18 protein-coding genes, 2 tRNA genes and 1 riboswitch are annotated in these 26,247 nt (G+C 74.3%); of the genes, 9 read left to right on the top strand and 11 right to left on the bottom strand.

Annotated elements, in window-relative coordinates; translation table 11 throughout:
• Nucleotides 1-199 precede the first annotated feature (199 nt).
• Nucleotides 200-943: a TetR/AcrR family transcriptional regulator gene (locus ABZ693_RS29500; RefSeq protein WP_359883447.1), complete on the top strand. Its 744-nt coding sequence runs from the start codon at nucleotides 200-202 to the stop codon at nucleotides 941-943.
• Between the two features lie 272 nt (nucleotides 944-1,215).
• On the top strand, nucleotides 1,216-3,225 hold the full coding sequence (locus ABZ693_RS29495; RefSeq protein WP_359883444.1) for a sigma-70 family RNA polymerase sigma factor: 2,010 nt from the start codon (nucleotides 1,216-1,218) through the stop codon (nucleotides 3,223-3,225).
• A 27-nt stretch (nucleotides 3,226-3,252) separates the two neighbouring features.
• Here the strand turns inward: ABZ693_RS29495 and ABZ693_RS29490 are convergent, their stop codons facing one another.
• The 3 genes from ABZ693_RS29490 to ABZ693_RS29480 form a co-directional block, all read right to left on the bottom strand.
• Complete coding sequence (locus tag ABZ693_RS29490) at nucleotides 3,253-6,588, bottom strand: ATP-binding protein (protein ID WP_359883441.1); 3,336 nt, start codon at nucleotides 6,586-6,588, stop codon at nucleotides 3,253-3,255.
• 76 nt (nucleotides 6,589-6,664) lie between these two features.
• Entirely contained in the window at nucleotides 6,665-7,249 is a 585-nt protein-coding gene (locus tag ABZ693_RS29485) for a Uma2 family endonuclease (protein ID WP_359883464.1), read from the bottom strand.
• 116 nt (nucleotides 7,250-7,365) lie between these two features.
• On the bottom strand, nucleotides 7,366-9,495 hold the full coding sequence (locus tag ABZ693_RS29480) for an asparagine synthase-related protein (protein ID WP_359883439.1): 2,130 nt from the start codon (nucleotides 9,493-9,495) through the stop codon (nucleotides 7,366-7,368).
• 551 nt (nucleotides 9,496-10,046) lie between these two features.
• Between ABZ693_RS29480 and ABZ693_RS29475 the strand changes: the two genes are divergently transcribed.
• From ABZ693_RS29475 to ABZ693_RS29450, 6 genes are all read left to right on the top strand, one after another.
• Nucleotides 10,047-11,555: an NsdA family TPR-like regulatory protein gene (locus ABZ693_RS29475; protein WP_359883436.1), complete on the top strand. Its 1,509-nt coding sequence runs from the start codon at nucleotides 10,047-10,049 to the stop codon at nucleotides 11,553-11,555.
• A gap of 173 nt (nucleotides 11,556-11,728) precedes the next feature.
• On the top strand, nucleotides 11,729-12,952 hold the full coding sequence (gene lhgO, locus ABZ693_RS29470; RefSeq protein WP_359883462.1) for an L-2-hydroxyglutarate oxidase: 1,224 nt from the start codon (nucleotides 11,729-11,731) through the stop codon (nucleotides 12,950-12,952).
• Between the two features lie 82 nt (nucleotides 12,953-13,034).
• The gene (gene trmB / locus ABZ693_RS29465; protein WP_435842577.1) at nucleotides 13,035-13,832 is read left to right on the top strand and encodes a tRNA (guanosine(46)-N7)-methyltransferase TrmB; all 798 of its coding nucleotides are present in this window, start codon (nucleotides 13,035-13,037) and stop codon (nucleotides 13,830-13,832) included.
• A 192-nt stretch (nucleotides 13,833-14,024) separates the two neighbouring features.
• Entirely contained in the window at nucleotides 14,025-15,338 is a 1,314-nt protein-coding gene (locus tag ABZ693_RS29460; RefSeq protein ID WP_359883458.1) for a PrsW family intramembrane metalloprotease, read from the top strand.
• A gap of 129 nt (nucleotides 15,339-15,467) precedes the next feature.
• A complete protein-coding gene (locus ABZ693_RS29455; protein ID WP_359883433.1) occupies nucleotides 15,468-16,331 on the top strand; it encodes a hypothetical protein in 864 nt (287 codons plus the stop codon).
• 252 nt (nucleotides 16,332-16,583) lie between these two features.
• Complete coding sequence (locus ABZ693_RS29450; protein WP_359883430.1) at nucleotides 16,584-17,267, top strand: hypothetical protein; 684 nt, start codon at nucleotides 16,584-16,586, stop codon at nucleotides 17,265-17,267.
• Between the two features lie 152 nt (nucleotides 17,268-17,419).
• Here ABZ693_RS29450 and ABZ693_RS29445 read toward each other — a convergent pair whose 3' ends face one another.
• The 7 genes from ABZ693_RS29445 to ABZ693_RS29415 form a co-directional block, all read right to left on the bottom strand.
• The gene (locus ABZ693_RS29445; RefSeq protein WP_359883428.1) at nucleotides 17,420-18,364 is read right to left on the bottom strand and encodes an aldo/keto reductase; all 945 of its coding nucleotides are present in this window, start codon (nucleotides 18,362-18,364) and stop codon (nucleotides 17,420-17,422) included.
• A 161-nt stretch (nucleotides 18,365-18,525) separates the two neighbouring features.
• The gene (locus tag ABZ693_RS29440) at nucleotides 18,526-19,635 is read right to left on the bottom strand and encodes a M23 family metallopeptidase (protein ID WP_359883426.1); all 1,110 of its coding nucleotides are present in this window, start codon (nucleotides 19,633-19,635) and stop codon (nucleotides 18,526-18,528) included.
• Between the two features lie 11 nt (nucleotides 19,636-19,646).
• A riboswitch (cyclic di-AMP (ydaO/yuaA leader) is annotated at nucleotides 19,647-19,793 on the bottom strand.
• A 290-nt stretch (nucleotides 19,794-20,083) separates the two neighbouring features.
• Entirely contained in the window at nucleotides 20,084-21,445 is a 1,362-nt protein-coding gene (locus tag ABZ693_RS29435) for a PP2C family protein-serine/threonine phosphatase (RefSeq protein WP_359883423.1), read from the bottom strand.
• Between the two features lie 92 nt (nucleotides 21,446-21,537).
• Nucleotides 21,538-22,803: an MFS transporter gene (locus ABZ693_RS29430; protein ID WP_359883420.1), complete on the bottom strand. Its 1,266-nt coding sequence runs from the start codon at nucleotides 22,801-22,803 to the stop codon at nucleotides 21,538-21,540.
• On the bottom strand, nucleotides 22,803-23,909 hold the full coding sequence (locus ABZ693_RS29425) for a PLP-dependent cysteine synthase family protein (protein ID WP_359883418.1): 1,107 nt from the start codon (nucleotides 23,907-23,909) through the stop codon (nucleotides 22,803-22,805). Before ABZ693_RS29425 ends, ABZ693_RS29430 begins: the two co-directional genes overlap by 1 nt.
• A gap of 216 nt (nucleotides 23,910-24,125) precedes the next feature.
• The gene (locus ABZ693_RS29420) at nucleotides 24,126-24,536 is read right to left on the bottom strand and encodes a hypothetical protein (RefSeq protein WP_359883415.1); all 411 of its coding nucleotides are present in this window, start codon (nucleotides 24,534-24,536) and stop codon (nucleotides 24,126-24,128) included.
• A 227-nt stretch (nucleotides 24,537-24,763) separates the two neighbouring features.
• Nucleotides 24,764-24,837 (bottom strand) — tRNA-Met (locus tag ABZ693_RS29415).
• 149 nt (nucleotides 24,838-24,986) lie between these two features.
• Here ABZ693_RS29415 and ABZ693_RS29410 point away from each other — a divergent pair.
• Nucleotides 24,987-25,910 (top strand): sigma-70 family RNA polymerase sigma factor, encoded by a 924-nt coding sequence (locus ABZ693_RS29410; protein ID WP_359883412.1) that lies wholly within the window; start codon nucleotides 24,987-24,989, stop codon nucleotides 25,908-25,910.
• Between the two features lie 238 nt (nucleotides 25,911-26,148).
• On the opposite strand, the gene ABZ693_RS29405 is transcribed toward ABZ693_RS29410, so the two are convergent.
• A tRNA-Lys gene (locus tag ABZ693_RS29405) sits at nucleotides 26,149-26,221 on the bottom strand.
• Between the last annotated feature and the right edge of the window lie 26 nt (nucleotides 26,222-26,247).

The following is a 26,247-nucleotide window of genomic DNA, read 5'->3' as shown; positions in this document are numbered from 1 at the left end:
GGAGTGTCCCGGTCCTTGCTCCGATCGGGGGGCGCACCGTACGGAACTGCCCCTTCTGAATTGACCCCGACTCAACTATGTTCGTACCTCGTCGGGGTGTCGGATCGCCGCGCGCGGACCGCGAGCGCGGGCAGGACCGGGCCCCGGATGTCAGGGCGGGGAGTCTCCGGGGGGAGACATCATGAGCGGGGGAACGCTTATGCAGATTCAGGATTCGTACGGGCAGGTCCGTACGGCGCAGCAGCCGGTGCAGGGCGCGCGATCCGCGCCGCTGCGGGTGGACGCCCAGCGCAATCTGGAGCACGTGCTGCGCGCCGCGCGCGAGGTGTTCGGGGAGCTGGGGTACGGGGCTCCGATGGAGGACGTGGCACGCCGCGCCCGGGTCGGCGTCGGTACCGTCTACCGCCGCTTCCCCAGCAAGGACGTGCTGGTCCGGCGGATAGCCGAGGAGGAGACGGCGCGGCTCACCGAGCAGGCGCGGGCCGCTCTCGGCCAGGAGGACGAGCCGTGGTCGGCGCTGTCCCGGTTCCTGCGGACATCGGTCGCCTCGGGCGCCGGACGGCTGCTGCCGCCGCAGGTGCTGCGGGTCGGCGTGGACGACACGGCGCTGCCCGAGGACGGGGCGCGGGTGCCGCAGCAGCGGGCGGCCGGCCTGAACGGGACGGCGTCGGAGGGGTACGCGGAGGCCGAGCAGCGCCTGGTCGCGCCGCGCGCGGTGCCGCCGGCCGAGCAGTTCGACGCGGGGGCCGCGGAGCTGCTCGAGGTCGTGGGCCGGCTGGTGGAGCGCGCGCGGGAGGCGGGCGAGCTGCGGACGGACGTCACCGTGGCCGACGTCCTGCTGGTGATCGCCACCGCGGCGCCGGCGCTGCCGGACGCCGCGCAGCAGGCGGCGGCGTCGGCCCGGCTTCTGGACATCCTTCTGGAGGGCCTGCGCTCGCGGTAGCGGTCACCCGTACGGCGGGGTTCCACCCGCGTCGCTGACTGTGCTCACCCGTGCGTTCCCGCTTGTGCACGCGCTTGCGGGTGGTGCGGGACGGCGGGCAGGGCGCGAACCGGCACGGCATGGGCAGGCATGGCACGGACGGACGAAGCGTCACGCCTGAAGGCCTGAAGTCGCCCCGGACGAGTGGTAACTCGACGGGGGACTTCGGCGTGCCCGGGCTCTGTGGCAGGCTTGGCCGGGTTGGGTCGGGCGTGCAAACGGGGGCTTCGGCGATGAGCGGTGACAGTCGGGACGACACCCTGGGCACCGCCGGCGCCATGGACGGCGCGGCGACCGCGGCCACCGGGCACGTACCGAGTCAGGGCCGTCCGGCCGGGGCCCCGGGGCTCGGCGCGGCCGCCGCCGGACCCGACGGGCCGATCGTCCCGCACCAGCGCGAGCGCGACGAGACGGGGGCCGGGACCGGTTCCGTCCTGCCGCCTCCGCTCGATCTCCCGCCGTCCGACTCCGAGCTGATCCGGCGCATGCGGGAGGGCGACGACAGCGCGTACGGGGAGCTGTTCCGCCGCCACTCCGAGGCCGTCCGCCGTTACGCCCGTACCTGCTGCCGGGACGCGGACACCGCCGACGATCTGACGGCCGAGGTCTTCGCCGGCACCCTCCAGGCCGTCCGCCGCGGCGCCGGGCCCGAACAGGCCGTCCGCGCCTACCTGCTGACCTCGGTCCGCCGGGTCGCCGCGTCCTGGACCCGGACCCGTAAGCGCGAGCAGCTGGTCGAGGACTTCGCCGTGTTCGTCGAGGACGCCGCCCGCGCGTCGGAGGTGGCCGACACGGCCACCCTCGACCTGGGCGCCGACGTCCGCGCCATGCACGACGCCGAACAGTCCCTCGCCCTCCAGGCGTTCCGGTCGCTGCCGGAACGCTGGCAGGCCGTGCTGTGGCACACCACGGTCGAGGAGGAGTCGCCGAGCGAGGTCGCGCCGCTGTTCGGGCTGAGCGCGAACGCCACCGCCGTACTCGCCGGGCGGGCCCGTGAAGGGCTGAAGCAGGCGTACCTCCAGGCGCATGTCAGCCAGTCCCTCACGGCCGGCGGCGACTGCGCCCGCTATGCCGACCGGCTCGGCGCGTACGCGCGCGGGGGTCTGCGGATGCGGGCCGAACGCGGCCTGCGCAAGCATCTCGACGAGTGCGTCAAGTGCCGGCTGGCCGCCGGTGAACTGGCCCATGTGAACGCCGGGATCCCCGCGTTGCTGCCGGTCGCGGTCATCGGCTGGTTCGCCGCCGGGTACGTGCTCAAGGCGGCCGGTGTCGTCGCGGGCGGCGTGGCCGGGGCGGGCGCGGCCGGTGCGGCGGCGGCCGCCACGGGCGCGGGGGCGAGCGCGGGTGCGGGGGCCTCCTCCGGCGGCGCCTCGTCCGCCGCCGTGGCCGAGGGTCTGGGCATCCCCGCGAAGGCGGGCATCGCGGCGGTGGCCGCGGTCGCCGCGACCGCCGGGCTCGTCTGGGCACTCACGGGCTCCGAGCCCCAGCCGGTCGCCCAGCCCGCGCCGGAGCCGACGGTCGCCGCCCCGGTGGACTCGGCCCCGCCCGCCGCGAAGCCGGCACCGAAGCCGACCCCCGCTCCGCCGGCGCCGAGCGCCCAGCCCTCCTCGCCTGTCGCCCCGGCCGCGCGTCCGTCGGCACCGGCCCCCACTCCGTCCGCCAAGCCCAGTGCGAAGCCCGCGCCCACGCCCACGCCGAGCGCGAAGCCCAGCCCGCGGCCGACCTCCACGCCGCAACCCACTCCCATTCCTACGCCCACGCCCACGCCGTCGAAGCCGACTCCGCCGACCACACCGCCCGCTCCCCCGGCCGTGTTCCCGCTGAACCAGCTGGAGTACGTCTCGGGCGACGGCACCAAGCCGGAGGTCGACCTCGCGCGGAGCAGCTGGATGTGGCGGCGCTCCGATCTGTCGATCAACGACGTCCGCTACAGCGGGGTGAGCGTGCACGCCTCGTCGTCGCTGCACATCGACCTCAACCGGCAGTGCACCCGGTACGACGCGCTCGCCGGCATCGACGACCTGACCGCCCCGCTGAAGCAGGTCGCCGGGGTCCGCTTCGCCGTGTACGCCGACGGGCAGCGGCTGTGGCGCTCGGCGGTGGTCCGCCCGGGGGACTCGCCGGTGCCGGTGCGCGTCGGGATCGGCGGTCGCCGCACCCTCCAGCTCGTGGTGGAGCCGCACACGAAGTTCGGCCGGGCGGTGGTCGCCGACTGGGCGGCCTCCCGGATCAGTTGCGCGTGACGGACCGGCGGCGGGACCGGTGCCGGCTCAGGCGCCGTAAGACTCCGCGAGGGCCAGCACCGCGTCGACGGTGAGGCTCCGGCCCGCCGCCCACGCCTCCTCGTAGGCCGCCGGGTCCAGCGCGGCACGGGCCCGGCCGGCGACGTCCTCGACCTCGCGCCGCTCCGGTACGGAGCGGGGTATGTCGGCCCGCCAGGTGTCGGCGGCGGCGAGGACGGTCACGGCGTCGGCGGCCCGGCCGCCGAGGACGAGTGTGGTGGCCAGTCCCTCGGCCATGCCGATCGTGATGGGCAGGGCGCACTGGCCGTCCCGGGCGATCCGCAGGGCCTCGGCGGACCGGCCGACGGCCACGTCACCGCCCCCCTCGTGGGCTTCGACGCGGGCGGTGAGGCCGGTGACGAAGGCGGCGACGTGCGGCGGCAGCGGGCCCGCGTCGGTGTAGGCCCCGGAGGTCTCGACGTGGCGGCGGGCGGCGGGCCAGTCCCCGTCGTGGAGGGCGATCGCGGCCTTCAGATATCCGGCATAGGCCTCCAGGTCCCTGACCCTGCAGCGCTGGGCCTCGGCCTCCGCCTGCGCGAGGCCCCGCAGGGCGGCCTCCGTGTCACCGGACCGGAAGTGCAGCTCGGCGAGCCGGGCCATCAGGAACGGGCCCTCGGCGTACGCGCCGACCTCACGGGCGAGCGCCAGCGCCTCCTCGTACTCCCCGCGGGCCTCCTCGTACCGGCCGCGCATCAGCAGCGCCTCGGCCGCGACGCCCGCGACCTGGGCCCGCATCCAGCGGTCGCCGACCCGGCGGGAGATCACCCGCAGTTCGGCGAGGTCCTGCTCGACGCCGGGCCGGTCCCCGGGCCGGTCGATGACCAGGTGCGTACGGAACATCAGGACGGCGCCGATCTCCCAGTCGCCGCCGTGGACACGGCAGTTGGCGATGGCGCCGTCGAGCAGCGGCCGGATGTCGGCGGGCTCGTCGGCGAGGTAGGCCGTGAACGGCCACAGCAGGCCGGGGAATCGGGCGGACTGGGGGCCTGGATCCCGGGCGAACGCCGTACGGACCCGGGCCACAAGCGCCATGCCCGCCGCCTCGTCGCGGAAGGAACTGAGGGCGCTGATGTTCTGGCTCTCCATGGCGAGGAAGAAGGAGAGCATGTGCAGGTGCATGCGGGGCCAGTGGCGCGGGTCGGCCGGATCGCCCGGGTCGTCGCCGAGCAGGAGGATTCGCTCGACCCAGGCAAGGGCCTCGGGGCGGTAGTTGCGCAGCCACCAGAACCAGCCCATGGCGAAGACGAGCCGGTGGGCGGTGGGCTCGTCGGGCGCGGTGACCACGGTGCGGTGGAGAGCGGCCCGGATGTTGTCGAGATCGCGTTCGAGACGGGCGATCCAGGGCAGTTGCGCGTGGGAGCGCAGCAGGGGCTCGGCCTGTTCGGCGAGGGCCGTGAAGTGGGCGGTGTGGGCGGCTTCGGCGGCGGCGAGCAGGGCGGGGGTCTCGGCGGCGCGTCCGACGGCGTACTCGTGGATGGTCTCCAGGAGGCGGTAGCGCATCTCGCCGTCGTCGGTGGGCGTGGCGACGACGAGGGACTTGTCGACGAGGGCGCCGAGGGTGTCGGCGGTGCCGGGCGTCCTGGTGGTCCCGGGGGCGGCCTGGTTCAGGGCCTCGGCGGCGGCGAGGTCCCAGCCGCCGGCGAACACGGACACCTGGCGCAGCAGATCGCGCTCGGCCGGTTCGAGCAGGTCCCAGGACCAGTCGACGACGGCGCGCAGGGTCTGCTGGCGGGGCAGGACGGTGCGGGAACCGGAGGTGAGGAGAAGGAAACGGTCGTCGAGGCGGTCGGCGATCTGGCGCGGGGTGAGGAGCCGCAGCCGGGCGGCGGCGAGTTCGATGGCGAGGGGCAGACCGTCGAGACGGCGGCAGATCTCCGCGACGGCGAGGTCGTCATCGCTGGTGGGGGCCATGGGGTGGGGGCCGCCCGCGTCCCTGGTCTCGTCGGCGCCTTCGGCCGGGGAGCCGGCCCGGAAGCCGGGGCGGACGGCGCGGGCGCGTTCGGCGAAGAGCCGGTGGGCGGGGGCGGGCGGGAGGGGTTCGACGGGGCGGACGGTCTCGCCGGGGACGCCGAGGGGCTCCCGGCTGGTGGCGAGGATCCGCAGGCCGGGGCAGCGGGCGAGCAGGGTCTCGGCGAGGGCCGCGGCGGCGTCGACGACATGCTCGCAGTTGTCGAGGACGAGCAGCAGTGGACGGTCGGCCAGGTGGTCGACGAGACGGGCCGTGGGGTCGTCCTGGAGCGGGACGCCGTCGCGGGTGGTGATCAGGTTGGTCTCGCGCAGGCCGAGCGCGGAGAGCACCGCGCCGGGGACGGCGTCGGGGTCGTCGAGCGGAGCGAGTTCGGCGATCCAGGCGGCGGGTCCGGCGGCCTGGCGGGCGGCCTCCTCGGCGAGCCGGGTCTTCCCGGAGCCGCCGGGGCCGGTGAGGGTGACGAGACGGGCGTGCTCCAGGTCCGCCTGGAGGGCGGCCAGTTCGGGCTCGCGGCCGACGAACGAGGTCAGCCGCGGCCGGATGTTGCCGGGCTCGGGGGCGGGAGTGGGAGCGTGAGTGGGAGCCTGTACGGGGCGCGGGGCCGTGGACGCGGGCGAGGCCGGTCGTGGCACCCGGGGCGGTGTTCCGGCGAGTAGTTCGGCGTGCAGGGCGGTCAGTTCCGGCCCGGGGTCGGCGCCGAGCCCGTCGGCGAGGGTGCGGCGCGCGTTCTCGTACGCGGCGAGGGCGTCGGCCGGGCGGCCTTCGGCGCGCAGGGCGCGGATCAGCTGGGCGTGGAAGGTCTCGTCGTACGGGTACGCGCCAGTGAGTTCGGCCAGTTCGGGGACGAGTCCGGTGGTGGCGCCGCGCCGCAGGTCGGCCTCGACGCGGCGGCGGAGCGCGGCGAGCCGCTGTGCCTCGGGACGTACGCCCGCGGGCTCGGGCAGATCGGCGAGCGCGGGCCCGCGGAACAGGCCGAGGGCGGTCCGCAGCAGCGCGGCGGCGGTCTCGGGGTCGCCCGCGTCGAGCCGGGTGCCCGCATCGCGGAACCGGCGCTCGAACACGTACAGGTCGATGTCCTCGGGCGCCGCCACGAGCCGGTAGCCGCCCGGCCCCGACGCGACGGCGTCCCTGCCCAGCACCCGCCGCAACCGCCCGACCAGGGCCTGCAGCGCGGCCGGCGCGTCCTGCGGCGGCTCGTCCGCGTACACGTCGTCGACCAGCTCGGCGACGGTCGCGCTCCGGCCGCCGCGCAGCGCGAGCGCGGCGAGCAGCGCGCGCAGCCGTGCGCCGCCCAGGGGGAGGGAGGCGCCGGTGGAGTCGAGCGCGTCGGTGGCGCCGAGGATGAGATACCGCACCCGCCCATTGTCGCGGGCGGGAGTGCCGTACGCCTCGGGGTTTGCCCGGAGAGGGGCGCTTGGGGGGCTTGCGGGCTCAGAACTCCGAGGTGTCGAACACGAAGCCGAGGGGATCAGGAAGGGGAACCACTGCCCCCAGGTCGTGGACGGTCCGGCGCGTGTAGTGGTCGTCCTGGGGGCGGGAGTGGACGGTGATCTCGCCCGCGTCGCGATCGACGACCAGGTACACCGGAATACCGGCCCGGGCGTAGCCACGGAGCTTCTGGACACGGTCGCGACCGGCGGTCGACGTGGAGGTGATCTCCGCGACAAGCAGGACGGCGGAAGGAGCGTGCCAGTCTTCCCGGTCGGAGTAGCTGCCCTTGGGGGCGATGACGAGATCAGGAATGACCTTGGAACCATCAGGCAGACAAAGGCCGACGTTGGTGTACCGCCCCATCCTTTTGTCCTGATCGCGAACCTGGCCGCTCATTTCCGAGACGATCTCTTCGTGATCGCCGTTCGCGGGTGGTACCACCTTGATCTCGCCTTCGGTCAGCTCCACGCGCCAGCCCTTGGGAGCCACCGCACTGAACAGCTCGAAGGTCTGCTCGACGGACGCACCCTCGTAGTCACCCACGTCGTAACCCGGGAACTCGTCACCCGGTACTGGCAGCGCCATTGCCATCACGGACCTCCTTCGCTCAATGCGACGCTTTCAGCGTAGATGCCCTCACTGCGGAAAAAACGGAATCGTTCACTCGAACGAGCGTGCTGTGACGTTTCGGCTCCGCGCCCTCACGCCGGCAGCGACCGCCCGGCCGGAACCAACGGCCCCGGGACCGCGCGGTGCCGGGGTGCGGCGGTGCCGGTCCAGCAGGAGCCGCGGCGGGCCAGGAGGCGGGTGAGCCAGAGTTCGGTGGAGACGAGGTCGGCGAGGCCGTCGAGGGGGACCTGTTCGCCGTCGGCGGCGGCGCGCAGGGCGCGGCGGACCACGCGGGCCTCGACCAGGCCCGCGTCGGCCAGGAGCGGCGCGTCGAAGAGAGCGAGCAGGTGGGGCAGGGCGGCGCGCAGTCCGGCGCGGGTGGCGGCGGCCGGGACGGCCGGGTGCGGGGCGCCCCAGCCGGGCGGCAGGTCGTGGATGCCGGTGTCCGCGAGGACGGTGCGCAGGACCGTGGCGCGGGCGTCGGGCTGGACCCGCAGCGATTCGGGGAGGTCGCGGCAGGCCCGAACGACCTGGTTGTCGAGGAACGGGGCGTGCAGGCGCTGGCCGCGGATCTCCGCCGCCTGTTCCAGGACCCGGTGGTCGGCGGCGGCGCGGGCGAGGGCGGCACGCGCGCGTGCCTCGCCGGGGCGCTGGACGGAGGCGGGCAGGGTCGCCGCCCGGTTGAGGCGAACCGATACTTCCGCCAGCGCCTCCCCCGTCAGCCAGCGCGCCGCGGGGCCTGGCCGGGACCAGGCCAGGGCGGACAGCGACGCCTCCAGCGGGCCGTAGGCCGGATCGGGTGCCCGGTTGGCCTCCAACACGCGCGTGGCGGCGGCCTCCAGGCCGGCGCGGTACGGCGTACGGGCGAGCCGCCGCGCCGCCCGGTACACGGTCAGCGGTACCAGCAGGGCGCCCGCCGAGGGACCGGTGGCGCGGGCCAGCGCGGTCACCGGGCGCACCAGGGAGCGGCGCCGGCGGTCCATCAGCAGGTCGGCGAGACGGGCCGGGTGGGCGTCGAGGACCTGGCGGGCGCCGAAGCCGGTGAAGTGGTCGGCGCTGCCGCCCGCGAGTCGTCGTCGGTGCCGTTCGGCGGCCACCAGGCAGGGCGCGGGTTCGTCGGTGAGCGGCCCGTCGAGGCCCGTGTACGGCAGCGCCTCCTCGCCGGCCGCGACGACCACGTGGCGCAGCCGCGGGTTGGCGGCGATCTCGCGGGCGCGGGCGAGTTCGTCGCGGCCCTCGGTGCCGGCGGGCGCGGCCAGGTCGTTGAAGGTGACGGCGAGCAGGCGTTCGCCCGCGCCCGCGCCGTGGCCCAGGATCGTGCCGGGGACGCCGGGCAGGCCGGCCGCGAGCAGGGCGAGGGTGCCGGAGGCGCTGCCGCCGGACAGGTCGGCGCCGATGCCGGGGGTGGGGGCGCCGCCGCGTGCGGCGCGCCGGTCGGCGGGGCCCATGCCGGGCACCGGGCCGGGGTCGGGCAGCCGTGCGTCGGGGGCGTGGCGCGGCGCGGTGAGCCGGGCCCGTACGGCTCCGACGAGTGCGTCCCGTACGGCTTCCACCGCCTGGCGGGCGTCGGCCTCGGGCGCGGCGACGGCGAGCGAGGCGACCGGTTCGTGGCCGGCGATCTCGCGGGCGCCCTCGCGCAGGATCAGGGCGTGGCCGGGCGGGACCCGTCGCACGCCCTCGTAGGGGGTGGAGTCGCGCAGCGCCTCGGGGGTCTCGGGGCAGGCGAGGAGGGCGGCGAGGTGTCCGATGTCGAGCTGGGCCTCGGTGAGGTCGGCGAGCGGCAACGCGGCGGTGCCGTAGGCCGTACCGTCCGCCCAGGGGGTGTGGAACACCGGCCGGGCGCCCGCGAGATCGCCGGTGACGGTGACGCGGCGGCCCGCTTTGACCACGGCCGTGTAGCTGCCGGGCCACGCCGTCAGGTGCCGCAGTGCGCCCCCGCGCGCGGTGAGCAGCCCGCGCCGGAGCTCGTCGTCGCTCGCCGCGCAGCAGCCGAGCACGGCCATCCGGGTGTGCGCGTCGAGGTCGACCAGGCGGACCTCGTCGGGCCGCCAGTCCCCGACCGCCCACAGCGGATCGGGGTCCTCCCACAGGAGTTGCGCGCCGACGGGCTGCACGCTGAGCCCGTCGGCGGGGTCGCCGACGGTGCCGGCGGAGCCGGGTGGTGCCAGGTACGGGGTGCCGGAGCGCGCGGCGACACTGCTCCAGCCCACCAGCCACCGCATCGCCGCCTCCACAAAGGTCGAGTGGAGACATGCTGCCATGCCGACGGCGCGCAGGAGGTGTCACCGGGGCATCACGGCGTCGGCGAACGCGCCCCTGGCATAAGCCTGTCGAGCACCGGTGCCGTACGGCGCTTTTCGGCCATTCTCGTCCCGGCCGCACGGAGCCGGGACGTGTCACGCGGTACGGCGGTCCGGGAGGCGGTCGCCTCCCGGAGCCGCCCGCCACCCGCGGGGAATGGGGCGGCGGTGTCCCCCAGCCCACCCGTCCTGGACATCGGTCCTCGGCCAAGCGGGCCGACCCACGCAGCACTCATGGAAGCGCTCTCCCCCGAGACGCGACGAGAGCGCACGGCCGGGCGCACGGCCACACGACGGGAGCACGCGCGCGCGTCGAGGCGGCCGCCGGTCATTCCATCCCACAACAATCTCGCCATACGGCACACCGCCCCTTAACGGTCGGGATCCGGCGAACTACGCTGTGCTAACGAATGCCGCACGCCTATGCCCGGCGTCGTGGCGGCCTTCTGGGTGTCGTGTCAAGGGGTGGCGTCATGTCCAGGGAGCAACGCGGGCCGAACGAAAAGCTCGGCACGGTTCTCGCCCTCGCGGGAATCAGCAATGCCGGGCTCGCCCGGCGCGTCAACGACCTCGGCGCACAGCGGGGACTGACGCTTCGTTACGACAAGACGTCGGTGGCCCGCTGGGTGTCCAAAGGCATGGTGCCGCAAGGCGCCGCCCCGCATCTGATCGCCGCCGCCATCGGCCAGAAGCTCGGCCGGCCGGTGCCGCTGCACGAGATCGGGCTCGCCGACGCCGACCCCGCGCCCGAGGTGGGCCTCGCCTTCCCGCGCGACGTCGGAGCGGCGGTCCGCTCGGCGACCGAGCTGTACCGGCTGGACAGCGCGGGCCGGCGGGGCGGGGTCGGGATCTGGCAGTCGCTCGCCGGTTCGTTCTCGGTGAGCGCCTACGCGACGCCCGCGCAGCGCTGGCTCATCACGCCCGCCGACCCGTCGGTGGAACGGATCGCCCCGCGCCCGGCCTCCGGCCCGCTCGACGGTCCGCTCGCCCTTCCCGGCGCGGGTCCGGGGACGGTCGCGGCCCAGACCGCCGGCGCGGCCGGTGCCGCCGAGAACGGGGAGCACGCGCGCGTAGGCCACAGCGACGTCGCCAAACTCCGCGAGGCCGCCGAGGACGCCCGCCGCTGGGACTCCAAGTACGGCGGCGGCGACTGGCGCTCCTCGATGGTCCCCGAGTGCTTACGTGTCGACGCCGCGCCACTGCTGCTCGGCTCCTACTCGGACGAGGTCGGCCGCGCCCTGTTCGGCGCGACCGCCGAGCTGACCCGGCTCGCCGGCTGGATGGCCTTCGACACCGGCCAGCAGGAGGCCGCCCAGCGCTACTACATCCAGGCGCTGCGGCTCGCCCGCGCCGCCGCCGACGTCCCGCTCGGTGGCTACGTCCTGGCCTCCATGTCGCTCCAGGCCACCTACCGGGGCTTCGCCGACGAGGGCGTCGACCTCGCCCAGGCGGCCCTCGAACGCAACAGGGGCCTGGCCACCGCCCGCACCATGTCGTTCTTCCGGCTCGTCGAGGCCCGGGCGCACGCCAAGGCCGGCGACCAGGCCGCCGCCTCCGGCGCGCTCAAGTCCGCCGAGGGGTGGCTGGAGCGCTCCCGGGAGGGCGACGGCGACCCGACGTGGCTCGGCTTCTACTCGTACGACCGGTTCTGCGCCGACGCCGCCGAGTGCTACCGCGACCTGAAGCTGCCGCAGGAGATGCGCCGCTTCACCGCGCAGGCGCTGTCCCGGCCCACCGAGGAGTACGTGCGCTCGCACGGGCTTCGGCTCGTGGTGTCGGCGGTGGCCGAGCTGGAGTCCGGCAACCTGGACGCGGCCTGCGCCGCCGGTACGCGCGCGGTGGAGGTCGCGGGGCGGATCTCGTCGGCCCGGACCACCGAGTACGTACGGGATCTGCTGCACCGCCTCGAACCGTACGGGCACGAGCCGCGCGTCATGGAGCTGCGTGAGCGGGCCCGGCCGCTGCTCGTGGCCCCGGCGTGAGCGGACCCGGCCGACCAGGGGCTTCCCCGGAGCCGGAGCAGGAGCCAAGGCCGGGACCGGGGTCGGGATCAGGGCCGGGACCGGGACCGGGGCCGGCCCCTGCTCCGGCCCCGGCGTGACACACATCCCATGGAGCGAACGGTTTGGCCCGGTTGTCAGTGGGCCAGTGCAGTATGCAGGGGTGGGAGGTGGCGCTGGTGTCCGAATCGGACCGCTTTGACTGTGACGTGCTCGTGATCGGCGGCGGAATCGTCGGCCTGTCGACCGCGTACGCCATCAGCCGCGCGGCTCCGGGCACCCGGGTCACCGTCCTGGAGAAGGAACACGCCCCCGCCCGCCACCAGACCGGCCGCAACAGCGGCGTGATCCACAGCGGCATCTACTACCGTCCCGGCTCGCTCAAGGCCCGTTTCGCGGTCGAGGGCGCGGCCGAGATGGTCAAGTTCTGCGCCGAGTACGGGATTCCGTACGAGATCACCGGCAAGCTGATCGTCGCCACCGCGCGCGAGGAGCTGCCCCGGCTGCACGCGCTCGTCCAGCGCGGCCGGGAGAACGGGATCCCGGTGCGCGAGCTGGGCCCGGCGCAGATCAGCGAGTACGAGCCCCGGGTGCGGGGCCTGGCCGCGATCCACGTCGGCACCACCGGCATCACCGACTACGGGGCGGTGGCGGCCCGGCTCGCCGAGGCCTCCGGGGCCCGGATCGTCTACGGCTCGGCGGTCACCGCGATCGACCGGCGGCCCTGGGGCGTGGCGGTGCGCACCGCCGCCGGGCGCGTGGTGCGCGGGCGTGTCCTGGTGAACTGCGCCGGGCTGTACTGCGACCGGGTGGCCCGACTCGCGGGCGACGACCCGGAGATGCGGATCATCCCCTTCCGCGGGGAGTACTACGAGCTGACCGACCCGTCCCTGGTGCGCGGCCTGGTCTATCCGGTACCCGACCCGGCCTTCCCGTTCCTCGGCGTCCACCTCACCCGGGGCATCGACGGCGGCGTGCACGTCGGGCCGAACGCGGTCCCGGCGCTCGCCCGCGAGGGGTACGGCTGGCCGGTCGTCCGCCCGCGCGATCTGGCCGACGCCCTCGCCTGGCCCGGCAGCTGGGCGATGGCCCGCGCGCACTGGCGGTACGGAGCGGGCGAACTGCGCCGCTCACTGTCCAAGCGCGCCTTCACCGAGGCGGTCCGGCGGATGCTGCCGCTCGTCGAGGAGCGCGATCTGCGGCGGGCGGCGCCGGGCGTGCGGGCGCAGGCGGTACTGAAGGACGGGACACTCGTCGACGACTTCCTCATCCGCGAGTCCGCGCGGACGGTGCACGTCCTCAACGCACCCTCGCCGGCGGCCACGGCGTCGCTGCCGATCGGCCGCGAGGTGGCGGGCCGGGCGCTGGCCCTGCTGTAGCGGCGGCGCGGGGCCCCGGCCGTTCCCGCCCGGTCCGCGCGGCCCGCGGCGGCGACGCGGTGCGCCGTAGAATCGGGTCATTGTGTCTGAGCAGCCAGAGAACATCCCGCACCCCGCACCCGAGGCCCAGGGCGAGCAGCGCGTACGCCGGGGCAGCCAGAGGTTCGCGCCGGGCGAGGGGCCCGCGCCCGACCCGGCGGGTTCGCACTACGAGCGCCGGATCCGCAGCTTCCAGCCGCGCCGCAGCCGGGTCACCACCGGTCAGGCCGAGGCGCTCCTGAAGCGCTGGCCGGACTGGGGCCTCGACATCGACGGCGCCCGCGTCCTCGACCTGGACGAGATGTTCGGCGGCCTTCCGGTCGTCCTGGAGATCGGCTTCGGCATGGGCGAGGCCACCGCGCAGATGGCCGCCGCCGACCCCGGCACCGGCATCCTCGCCGTGGACGTGCACACCCCCGGCCAGGGCAATCTGCTCGGTCTCGCCGACCGGAACGGCCTCACCAACGTCCGGGTCGCCAACGGCGACGCGATCATCCTGCTGCGCGAGATGCTGCCGCCCGAGTCGCTGGCCGGCTGCCGGGTCTACTTCCCGGACCCCTGGCCGAAGGCCCGCCACCACAAGCGGCGGCTGATCCAGCCCGACTTCCTGACCCTGCTCGCGCCCCGCCTGGTGAAGGGCGGGCTGCTGCACTGCGCCACGGACTGGGAGCCGTACGCGGAGCAGATGCTGGAGGTGCTGACCGCGCACCCCGACTTCGAGAACACCCAGGCCGACGGCGGCTACGCGCCCCGGCCCGGCTTCCGGCCGCTGACCCGCTTCGAGGGACAGGGACTGGACAAGGGGCACGTCGTCCACGACCTGCTTTTCCACAGGGTGTGAGCCCGCCGGTGGGGGACGGAGCCACCCCCACCGAGTTATCCACAGGCCGCGGCAACCCCCTCGACTACTGTCGGTGACGCTGGCTACTGTCGTCGTGTGTCCTCGAACCCGATCACCGGATCCGCGCCCACGCCGCTCGGCGAGGCCGGCGGCACGGCCGCCCCGCCGGCCTTCCCCGCGCCCACGACCGCGCTGTCGCCCGCTCCCGCTCCCGTGCCCACGCGGGAGGGGGAGCAGCCGGACTTCGGCGCCGTACCGCCGCGCGCCAAGTGGCGCTACAAACCGCGCCGGGTCTGGCGCAGCCGGCTGGTCCGGGGCATCACCGTGATCACCGTGCTCGCGCTGTGCGGCCTGGTGATCCTCGGGCTGGTGCGGGAGGAGACCGGCACCGAGGGCTTCCTCGTCGGACTCGGCCTCGCCGTGCTGCCGGTGCCGCTGCTGATCACGGCGTTCCGCTGGCTCGACCGGGTCGAGCCGGCCCCCTGGAAGAACCTGCTGTTCGCGCTCGCCTGGGGCGCGTTCGCCTCCACGCTGATCGCGATCTTCGCCAACTCCTTCGCCGTGGAGTGGATATCCAGCGCCACGGCCGACCCCGACTCGGCGGACGCCCTCGGCGCGACCGCCGTCGCCCCGTTCGTGGAGGAGACCGCGAAGGGCGCCGCCGTCCTGCTGCTCTTCCTCTTCCGCCGCAGGGACTTCAACGGTCCGGTCGACGGTCTCGTCTACGCCGGCTTCACCGCCACCGGCTTCGCCTTCACCGAGAACATCCTCTATCTCGGCAACGCCTTCGGCGAGGACCAGGACGGCGGCTCGGCGGGCGTCGGCTCGGTCACCGTGGGCACGTTCGTCGTCCGGGTCGTCCTGTCCCCGTTCGCGCACCCGCTGTTCACCTCGCTCACCGGCCTCGGGCTCGGCTTCGCCGCCCTGCTCGCGACCACCGCCCGGGCCCGCCGCGTCCGCATGACGCTGCTGCCGCTGGGCGGACTGATCCTGGCGATGGGGATGCACGCGCTGTGGAACGGGTCGGCGACCTTCCACCCGATGGCGTTCATCCTGGTCTACGGGATGTTCATGGTGCCGGTGTTCGCCCTGCTGACCTGGCTGGCGATCTGGAGCCGGCAGCAGGAGCTGCGCACCATATCCGCCGAACTCCCGGCCTACGCGGCGGCGGGCTGGCTCGCCCCGGACGAGCCGCTCGCGCTCTCCTCGATGCGGGCCCGCTCGATGGCCCGCGCGTTCGCCGGCCGCGGCCATGGCAAGCCGGCCGCGCGGGCCGTCGGCGAGTACGAGGCGTTCGCGACGACCCTGGCGTTCCTGCGCCACCGGGTCGGACGCGGCCAGGCGGTGCCGGACTTCGCGGCCCGCGAGCAGGAGCTGCTGCACCACCTGTGGCAGCGCCGCCCGCTCGCCTCACCCGCGCTGACGTACGCGGCCCGGGCCACCGGGCGGGTCTGGACGCCGCCGCAGTATCTGGACTACGGCGGCTACAACCCGTACCGCAGCTGAAACCGCCGTGGCAGGATGCCGCAGACCCCTTGTCCGAAGATCATCCAGGGCGGAAGACTGCGGGGGCGGCCGGGGGCTGCCTCGGGGGGGAGGCGGAGAGTTCCGGCGCGGAAACGTGAGGGGGCTCCCGTGGCCAGGGCTGATGCGGCGGACGCCGACGGGGACAGACCCGGGCGGCGACGCGACGGGAACCGTCCAGACGACGGGGAGCGGACGCGGCTCGCCGGTGTGCTCGCGATCGTGCTGGGGCTGGTGTGCGGGGCGGTCTCCTTCGCGAGCTTCGCTTACCAGATCCCGAGCGCGGTGAGCCGGTACGCGGACTACCGGGCCGCCGCACAGTGCCCCGCCACGGACACAAGCACCGGCGCCGGCGCCGGCACCGAGGCCGTCGCAGGCACCACCGCCCCGCGGCCGGCGGGTGAGCCGGAGGACTGTCTGCGGACACTCACGTTCACCGTGGACCGCACAGTGGTGGACCGGACTCCCAGGACCCGGCGCTACCAGGCCGCGCTGAGCGGCGGCTCCTGGCACGGCACGGTGGTGTTCGCGGAGCCCGGACCCGTACTGGACCGGCTGCGGCCGGGAGAACGGGTCGACGGAACGCTCTGGCGCGGGACGATCATGGCGCTCGGCACGCAGGAGGCACGGCAGGGCACCCTCGACGAGCCGCGGGACGAGTCCCGGGTGAGTACGGGCATCGCCACCGGCCTGGGCCTGCTGGCGGTCCTGTGTCTGCGCTCCGGCCCGAGGTGGTGGTCCCGCCCCGACCGCCATCGGCCGCCGGCCGCTCTGGTGAGGAGCGCCGTGGTGACGGGCTTCGCCGTGTTCCTGGGTTGCCTCGCCCTGGGAGCCGTGGCCCAGGCGCTCGACCTGTCGCGCTGGATCGTGCCCGCCCTCGCCGTCCCGGCCACGCTGCTCCCGGTCCGGCTGCTGGGCCGGGTCCGGCCCGAATCCGAACCCGGCGGGGCCTCCCCCGCCCCCGCCGGCGTCTGAACCCGTCGGGTGAGGGGAGCGGCGCGGCGGGCTCGCCCCGTACGGGAGCCGATCCTCGCCCCCCACCGCCCATCCACCCGCCCGCCCGGCTCGTTGCCGGGACCCGGCAATCCTCGACGGGTGCCGCTGCCTGACGGTTTCCTTGTCCGACGACCGGCCGGGGCGGAAGTCTGAACGGGCGGCCGGGAAGTGCCACCTGGGGGGATGGGCACCCTTCCCGGCCGCTCGACGGGGCGGGCAGGGGGAAACCGGATGCATACGACGTGGGTGCGGTTCATGGGCGTGTGCGTGACCGTTCTCGGCCTGGCCCTCGCGATGGTCTGCTACCTGGTCTTCACCGATCTCAACCCGCGCCGGGCCGACCGGCTCGCGGACTACCGGGTCGCGAAGGTGTGCGCGGCCGGCCATCCGCCGCCGGGCCGGGCGGAGGACTGCCTGCGGACGGTGCCGCTCACGGTGGACACCGTCGAGGAGACGCGGGGCGGGTACCGGGCCACGGTGAGCGGCGCGGCCTGGCGCGGCAAGGTGAGCTTCGGGGACACGGGGCCGCTGATGACGGGAGTGCGGCCGGGTGACCGGGTCGACGGCGTCCTGTGGCGCGGGGACGTCATGGCGCTCCGTCAGGACGGGGTGCGCCAGGCCGCGTCCGACGAGCCGCGGGACGAGCCCGAGGCGCTGACCGCCGTCGCCACCGCATTGGGCGTGGGAGCGTCGGTGTGTCTCCGGTTCGGCCTGGTGTGGCTGGTCCGCCCCGACCGCTACCGGCCTGGCCTCGCACGGCGGACCGGTCTGTGGACGATCGGCGGCCTGTTCGTCAGCTGCGCGCTCATGGCAATCGTGGTCCGCGCACTCGGATGGCCCGACTGGGTCATCCCCGTCGGCATCGTGCCGGCCACGCTGGTGCCGGTGTGGCTGGTGACCCGCCGGCGGGCCTAGGCGAGGGCCGGCGAGGCCGCGTCCACCGTCCGTGCGCGTGCGTGAGACACGACGGACGGCGGACACGGCACACGGCACACGGCACACAAACCGGCACCGACACCGATACCGGCAAGCACCACACGCGCGGCGGGAACGCCGTTCGGGGAAGGTCAGGCGGAAGCGTCCGTCAGGGCGGTCAGTTCCTCGTCCGTCAGCCGCAGCTCGACGGAGGCGAGGAGCGCCGGGAGCTGCTCGGCGGTACGGGCCGAGGCGATCGGGGCGGCGACGGTCGGGCGGGCGGCCAGCCAGGCCAGGGCGACGGACGCGACCTCGGCGTCGTGGGCCTCGGCGACCCGGTCGAGCGCGGCGAGCACCCGCTGCCCGCGCTCCGTACCGACGAGTTCGAGGGGTCCGTGGGCACGCGCGCTGTCGACCGTCCGCCCGGGGCGGTACTTGCCGGTGAGGAAGCCCGACGCGAGCCCGTAGTACGGCACGGCCGCGAGCCCGGCCCGCGCGACGGTGTCCTGGAGCGGGCCCTCGTAGGTGTCGCGGGAGACCAGGTTGTAGTGCGGCTGGAGGGCGACGTACCCGGTGAGGTTCTCGGCCTCGGCGAAGTCGAGGCAGGCGCGCAGCCGTTCCGCCGAGATGTTGGAGGCGGCGACGGCCCGGACCTTGCCCTCCTTCACCAGCGCGTCGAGCGTGGTGACGATGTCCTCGACCGGTACGGACTCGTCGTCGTAGTGCGTGTAGAAGAGGTCGATGCGGTCGGTGCCGAGCCGGCGCAGCGATTCCTCGGCGGCGGCCCTGACGGTCTCGGGCTTCAGCCCCTTGTGACGGTGGTGGGCACCGGCCTTGGTGGCGACGAGGATGTCGGACCGGTTGCCGCGCGAGGCGAGCCAGCGGCCGATGACGGTCTCGGACTCGCCGCCCTCGTTGCCCTCGACCCACTGCGAGTAGGCGTCGGCGGTGTCGACGAAGTTGCCGCCCGCCGCGGCATAGGCGTCCAGGACGGCGAAGGACCGCGTCTCGTCGGCGGTCCAGCCGAAGACGTTGCCACCGAGGGAGAGCGGGAAGACGTGCAGATCGGATGTGCCCAGCCGGCGAAGAGAAGTCATGAGTCGATTCAACCCCTCGCGCGGCCGGGCCTGTTCCGCTGGAGCGCCCGGGCCGGGAAATCCGGCACTCAGGCGCTCCCGTTCATTCGGCCGAACGGATGACAGGCGGGGCAGGCAGGGCAGATGAAGCAGGCAGAGCGGACTGGGCAGGCGACAGACGGTCAGATGCCCAGGCCCTTGGAGCGGAGCCAGGCCGCCGGGTCGAGCCGGGAGTCCGACGCGGTGTGGACCTCGAGGTGGAGGTGCGGGCCGGTCACGTTGCCGGTCGCGCCGACCCGGCCGATGGTCTCGCCGGTGCCGACGGACTGTCCGGCGCTCGCCGTCATCGAGGACAGGTGGCAGTACCAGACCTCGGTGCCGTCCTCGAGCTCCAGGACGATCCGGTAGCCGTACGAGCCGGACCAGGCGGCCGACTTGACGGTGCCGCCGTGCACGGCCTTGACCGGCGTGCCGGTGGGGGCGGCGAAGTCCAGGCCGGTGTGGTAGCCGGAGGACCACATCGAGCCGGCCTCGCCGTAGGTGGAGGTCAGCGTGTACGAGGAGGTCGGCAGCGCGAAGCTGGCGGCGAGCTTGGCCAGCCGCTCGGCCTCCGCCTTCGCCGCGGCCTTCGCCGCGGCCTCGGCCTCGGCCTTCTTCTTCGCCTCGGCGGCCGCCTTCTCGGCGGCGTCGGCCTTGGCGCCGGCCTCCTTGGCGGCCTTCTCGGCCGCGGCCTTCTCCGCCTCCGCCTTCTCGGCGGCGTCGGCGGCGGCCTGCTGCTGCTCGGCCTGCTGGAGGATGCGGGCGCGCAGCGCCTCGCCGGCGTCGCTCGAGGTCTGCGTCCGGGCCTGCGTGCCGGCCTCGTCGGCGGGGGTGGTGTAGGTCAGCGCGGTGAGCGGCTGGGTGGCGGCGTTGCCCGCGGCGGTGGCGGCGTTGCCCTGCTTCTCGTCGCCGCTGCCTATCAGCTTGCCGACGCCCGGGAGTTCGGACACGTCGGGCAGGTCGACGTCCGGGAGACCGACGTCCGGGAGGGCGATGGAGACCGGCGGCTTCTGCTGCGCGGTGGCCAGGCCGCCCGCGCCGACGGCGGCGATCACACCGACGCCGAGGACGGTGGAGGAGCGGGCGAAGTTGGAGCGCTTGGCGACGCGGTGCCGGCCGCCGGAACGGCTCTGGGCCCGCAGAGAGTCCTCAGTGGGGTTCCACTCCTCCGTCACCCCGTCCGTGGTGTCGTATCCACCGGGACCGTCGTAGGACGCGAAGGGGCTGTGCGGAGTGGGGGGGTTGGAGGCCACGGAGGCGCTCTCCTTTCCTTCCTTCTCGCCTACCGGGTTAGCTGACGGGTTCGGAGCAGGAAGGTCTCCTACGGGTGTGTCGCACGGGTGCGACAGGACCCGATTCACCCCAATTGGTGGTTCCCCGGTTCCCTGACGGGATTCGGCGCATGCGCACGGTGCCGCCTCTTGCGACGGCTGGGACGACCGCGCTGCGTTATCGAACGTTAATAGACGCGGGCGACGGATTCCAAGCCGTCCCCTGTGATCGTTCATGGGAATGGGGTGGATTGGCCCGAGTTGACCACCCTTCAGAAAGGTTTCGGCATGCATTAATTATGTGACAGCACTTCAGTTGTTACCGGAGCGAGATCCTTCGACTACGCCCTGTCATCACTTTTCGTCGCCTCTTCGCAAGCTTCTTCGCAAGCTTCTTCGCGAGCTTCTTCGCCGGCCTTTCCTCGGCCTTTCACGACCCCTCGGACGGCCCATTCGACGGCCCGTCCGACGCCCTGCCTGACGGGCCAATCGACGGGCCGATCGACGACCTGTCCGACGGTCCGTCCGCCGGCACCACCGGCATCGTCCGCCGCCGCTCCGGCTCCCCCGCCCCGGGCCGGCCGACCGCGAGCAGCGCCATGTCGTCCGTCGTCGCGCCGCCCGTGTGCCGGCGGACGTCCGCCACCAGCGCGTCCAGAAGCTCCTCCGGCCCCGGGAAGATCCGTCCCGTCAGCCGCTCCGCCGGGTCGTAGAAGACCCCGTGCGCGTCCCGCGCCTCCGAGAGCCCGTCCGTGTAGAACAGCAGGGTCGCGCCCGGCGGATACGGCGTCTCGTCGGCCCGGTCCGGCCACTCGGCCACGTCCCCCAGCCCGAGCGGCAACGCCGGCTCGCTCGGCCGGAGCGGCAGTAGCCCCCCGTCCGCGTACAGCAGCAGCGGCTCGGGGTGCCCGCGGTTGATCACCCGGACCAGCCCGGCGCATCCGCCGGGCCCCCACGTTCCGCGGGGCTTCTCCCCCGCGCCGGGGAACTCGGCGAGGACGGCCGTGGTGAACCCCTCGAACGCGTCGAGGTCGTCCCGCCGTTCGCCCTCCCGGGCCAGCGCCCGTTCGAGCCGCGCCGCCACCCCCGCGAGCGTCGCCTCCTGCTCGGCCGCCTCCCGGAACGCCCCGATGACGACGGCCACCGCCTCCACCGCGTCCATGCCCTTGCCGCGCACGTCGCCGACCACCAGCCGTACGCCGTGCGGGGTGTCCTGGACGGCGAACAGGTCGCCGCCGATGAACGCGCCCGCCTGCGCCGCCTCGTACCGCGCGGCGATCCGCAGCCCGCAGATACGTTCCGCCGGCTCGGGCAGCACCGCGCGCTGGGCCGCCTCCGCGATCACCCGGGCCGAGGCCAGCCGCTCGCCGCTGCGCTGCACCACCCGGCTGATCAGCACCGCGAGCGCGGAGACCGTGACGACGGTCAGCGTCTCGGTGATCGAGAGGACGATGTTCGTCTGCTTGTGGAAGAAGAGCAGCCCGGTGCTGGCCAGGACGGCGGCGATCCCGGTCAGCAGGGTCGTCAGGGTGGAGAAGAACGGGGCGGCGACCAGCGGCGCCACCGGGAGCAGGGGCGCCGCCGTGTACATGGGCGGAGTCAGCAGGTCATATGCCACCCCGCCCGCGATCACCAGTGGGGGAAGGGCTCTCAGGAAGCGCCGGGCGCCGCGGTACGGGCCGAGGGCGGCGTCGTCGTCCGCGCGGCCCCATCCTCGCCCCCGGCCACGGCCGGAGGCCTGAGCGCGGCCGTGGCCCGGGCTCCGCCCGCGCCGCACCGCCGCTCGCGCCACCTGTGCTCCTCGTGACCTGTGCTTCTCGTGCTTCGCGGCCCCCGGGTCTCCCCAGGGGCCGCGAGCTTCCCAAGCTCCCTCCCAGAGTGCGGTCAGGCGGTGGCGCCCGGCGACCGCGCGTCCGCCGTCCGGCGTACGGCGAGCCGGCCGCCCCGGGCGAGCGCCGCCATCGCCGCCGCGCACCCGAGGCCGACCGCGCACAGCACCAGCCAGGGCGTGGCCGACCAGCCGGTCACGTCGAGGAGGGCGCCGGTCCCCAGGTTCCCGAGGGTGATGCCGATCCCGCAGACGGTGTTGTAGAGCCCGTAGTGGGTGGCCACCCAGCGCCCCTCGGACAGCGCGACGACGGTGTCCATCTCGTACGGGTAGAGCACCGCGTTCGCCACCGCCAGCACCGCCGCGCACAGCAGCAGCCCCGCCAGCGCACGACCGGTCGCCGCCGGCACCAGGAACGCCGCGCCCATCAGGGCGAGCCCGAGCACCAGGCACCGCTCGCGCGAGAGCCGCGCCTTGCACCAGGCGGTGATCCTCAGTTGCCCGGCCAGCGCCACCAGGGCCGACACCACGAACAGCGCGGTCGTCGCCGCCGTGCCGTCCACCGCGAGCGGCAGCGCCAGGTAGACCTGGAAGGACAGGACGTACGAGCCGGTCATGGCCAGCGAGAACAGCCAGAAGACGCGGTTCGTGAGCACCGTCCGGAACTGTCCCCGCGCCACGCCGTCCGCGGGGTCCGGCTCCCGCGCCGCCTCGGCCCTGTGCCGTACGGGCAGATGCCGCAGCTGGACGGCCGTCAGTCCGGCGAACAGCACCGCCGCCACCACGCACGTCAGCCGGAACGACACCCCGGTGAGCGCCACCCCGACCAGCGGCCCGAGCAGGATGCCCGCCTGGTAGTACGTGTTGAACAGCGCGAACGCCTCCACGCGCCGTTCCCCCGCCTCGGCCGCGAGGTACGCCCGCACCGCCGGGTTGAACAGCGCGCCCGCGAGGCCCGTCGCGAGCGAGGCGGCGATCAGCATCGGCAGCGACTGCGCGAAGGCGAGCGCCCCGAAGCCGACCGTCCGCAGCGCGCAGCCGGCGACGATCAGCGGCTTGAAGCCGAGCCGGTCGGCGAGCGCGCCGCCGACCAGGAACATGCCCTGCTGGGAGAGGTTGCGCGCGCCGAGCACCAGCCCGACCGACCAGGCCGCCATGCCGAGGCCGTCGGCGAGATGGGCGGCCAGGTAGGGCATGAGCATGTAGAAGCCGAGATTGATGGTGAGCTGGTTGAGGAAGAGCAGCCGCACGGCCGGGTCGAAGCTGCGGCTCTGCTTCCAGATCCCTCCCTGGCCCCGGGAGGACTCCGTCGCGGTGGTCATCACACCCGCTCCGCCGTCGCCTGCTCGGTGCCGTCGACGCCGTTCGCGGTGTCGATGCCGGCGCCGTTCACCGCGCTCGTGCCCCGGGTCCGGTCCAGAACCTTGCGGGTCCAGCCGTCGACCCGCTCGTTCTCGGCATATGCCGCGGGTTCGTCCCGGACCGGCCCGTCGAGCAGTCCATGCATGGAGCAGTACTCGTCGTTGAAGACGGTGTCGAAGTAGCGCTGCGGACCGTCCGGGAACACGGCGGCGATCCGGGTGCCGCGCGGCCGGGTGCGGGCCAGCCAGCCCGCGACCAGCGCGACCGCGCCCACACTCCAGCCGCCCGTCGCGAACTGCCGGGCCGCGAGCCGCCGCGCGGACCGTACCGCCTCGGCCGGCGCCACCCAGTGGACCTCGTCGAAGGCGGGGTGGTCGACGTTGGCCGGGTGGATGGAGGAACCCAGGCCGCGCATCAGACGCTCGCCGGCCGGCAGCCCGAAGATGGTGGAGTTGAGGGAGTCGACGCCGACGAGTTCGAGGGCCGGGCTGGAGCCGGCGCGCAGCGCGCGGGCGATCCCCGCCGAGTGGCCGCCGGTGCCGACCGCGCAGACCAGCACGTCGATCCGGTCGAGCTGGCCGGACAGTTCACCGGCGAGGCCGCTGTACGCCCGCTGGTTGTCGGGGTTCCCGTACTGGTTGGGCCACCAGGCGCCGGGCAGGGCGAGCAGCAGCTCGGCGACCTTGTCCATGCGGGCCTGCTGCCAGCCGCCGGAGGGGCTGGGCTCGGGCACGACGTGGACCTGGGCGCCGTGGGCGGTGAGCATCCGCTCCACGATCGGTTCGAGGCCCGGGTCGGTGACGACGTGGACGGGGTGGCCGTGCAGGATGCCGGCGAGCGCGAGGCCGAGGCCGAGGGTGCCGGAGGTCGACTCGACGATCGGGGCGCCGGGCCGCAGCTCTCCGCGGCGACGGGCCTGTTCGACCATGTAGAGGGCGGCGCGGTCCTTGATGCCGCCGAAGTTGAAGCCTTCGAGCTTGGCCCAGTAGCCGTCGTCCATCCACAGCACGGGGGTGTTGCCGACGGTCTGCTCGGTGACGGAGGTGAGAGTGGCGGGGTGCGTCATGGGGGTCTGCGTCCCTTGGATGTGGGCACGCGCGGACAGCGAAGCCGGTGACGGCGCGTGCGGCGGGAATGCGCGGGCGCGGGCGTCCGGGGACCGCGGACCCGACGCGGATCCAGGTACGGATCCCGGGTGCGGGTACGGAAGCGGAGGCGGATGCGGGTGCGCGCCGGCGCGCGGAAGGACCGTGGGCGTACGCGGGCGCGTACGCGAGCCCGGTCAGTTCCGGTTCACACCGAGGGCGATGAGCAGTCTGCGGGGCTCGGGGCCGGGACCGGCCCGGCCGTGGACGCAGCGCGTGTCCGGGGCGGCGGGGAAGACCTCGTCGTGCGGGACGAGACCGGCGCCCCCGGAGTCCGGCGCCGAGAACTGCGAGCCGCCGGCCTGCGCGGGCAGATGGGCGTCGAACGACCAGTTCTCCCCCGGCAGATCACAGCCGTGCGAGGAGTCGGGCGCGGAGACACTGGTGCCGGTGGGGCCGGAGAGGGCCAGCGCGTGCCCGTGGGCACCGTGGCAGACCCCGGCGACGAGCGAGAGCAGCGCGAACAGCAGCAGCACGGCGGGCGCTCGTCGCCTCGCCCGTGTCGCCTCGTGCACGCCGGTCACACCGGCCGAACCGTGGTCACTCATGGTGCGCGCGACGTTACGGGGCGCACGCGCGCGACGCAAAGGGACGGATTCGGTTTTGGCCACGCTCGATCCGGGGGCGCGCGCGGGGGGCGTGCGGCGAAAAATCACACGCCGGGACACGTGCCCGGGCGGGCCTCCAGGCCGATCTCCGGGCCGATCTCCGGGCCGGTGTCCGCATACGACGAAGGCCCGGATCGTCTGCACGATCCGGGCCTTCGGCTACTGAGTAGCGGGGACAGGATTTGAACCTGCGACCTCTGGGTTATGAGCCCAGCGAGCTACCGAGCTGCTCCACCCCGCGTCGGTGAACCCAACCTTACGGCATGGTCGGCCCAGATACGAAATCCTTGGCCGGCGGGCGCCGCACGGCCGTGTCACAACCGTGGGATCCGATCCGTCGACAGGGTGTCGACACGGCGTCGCGACCCGACGCGAGGGGGAGAAGAACCGATGGACCACGGCCACGACAAGGACCGAAACGTCGCGTACCAGCACGGGCCCGAGCTGCTGGCCGAGCGCTTCGAGGCCGACCGCGGGCAGCTGCGCGCCGTCGCGTACCGGATGCTCGGCTCGCTCGGCGAGGCGGAGGACGCCGTCCAGGAGGCGTGGATCAAGCTGAACCGTTCCGACACCGCCGGCATCCGCAACCTGAGCGCCTGGCTGACCACCGTCGTCGGCCGGATCTGTCTCGACATGCTCCGCTCCCGCACGTCCCGCCGCGAGGACCCGCTCTTCTCCGACACGTACATCCCCGACCCGGTCGTACGGGAGGACGGCGCCGCCCCCGACCCCGAGCGGGAGGCGCTGCTCGCCGACGAGGTCGGGCTCGCGCTGCTGATCGTCCTGGAGACGCTGGTCCCGGCGGAGCGGCTGGCGTTCGTGCTGCACGACATGTTCGCGGTCTCCTTCGACGAGATCGCCCCGATCGTCGACCGGTCCCCGGCCGCCGCCCGTCAGCTCGCCAGCCGGGCCCGCCGCCGGGTCCAGGACGCCGCTCCGGCGCCCGCGCCGGATCCGGCCCGGCAGCGGGAGGTCGTCTCGGCGTTCCTGGCCGCCTCGCAGGCCGGCGACTTCGAGGGGCTGCTCGCGGTCCTCGACCCGGACGTCCTGCTGCGCGTCGACGGCGGCGTGCTGCTGCCGGCCGAGGCGTCCACGCTGGTGCGCGGCGCCGAACGGGTCACGGCGCAGGCCCTCACCTTCGCCAAGTTCCGCCACACCGTCCGCCGGGTCACGGTCAACGGCGCGGCCGGACTGGTCTCGCTCGCGGACGGTGCGCCGGCCGGCCTGATGGTGTTCACCATCGTGGGCACCCGGGTCGTCGGGATCGACATCATCGCGGACCGGGAGCGGCTCGCCGCGCTCGGCGTGCGCTGACTCAGGCCCCATCGCACCCCCGCGTGCGGGAAGTTGGTCCGACATCGCGCGGGAGAAGACGGCGGGGAGAACCATTCCCGCAAGGGTCAGGGAGTGTCGTCCACTCGCTCGCCGGGAGGGTGCGGGGCGGCACGGAGTCGTCCCCGCGCCCTCCCGAAGCACACGCGAAAGGCCCCCTCCGGAGAGGGGGCCTTTCTGATTCCGCAGGTCAAACGGATGAGCCTACGGTGTGTCACGGTAGGCCGTGTGGGACTCGAACCCACAACCAATGGATTAAAAGTCCACTGCTCTGCCAATTGAGCTAACGGCCCGTGGACCGGCGCACCCATGCAGCATA

Origin of the sequence: Streptomyces laurentii (assembly GCF_040635425.1) — a bacterium.
GTDB lineage: Bacteria > Actinomycetota > Actinomycetes > Streptomycetales > Streptomycetaceae > Streptomyces > Streptomyces laurentii.
This window is presented reverse-complemented; position numbering and strand designations above follow the sequence as displayed.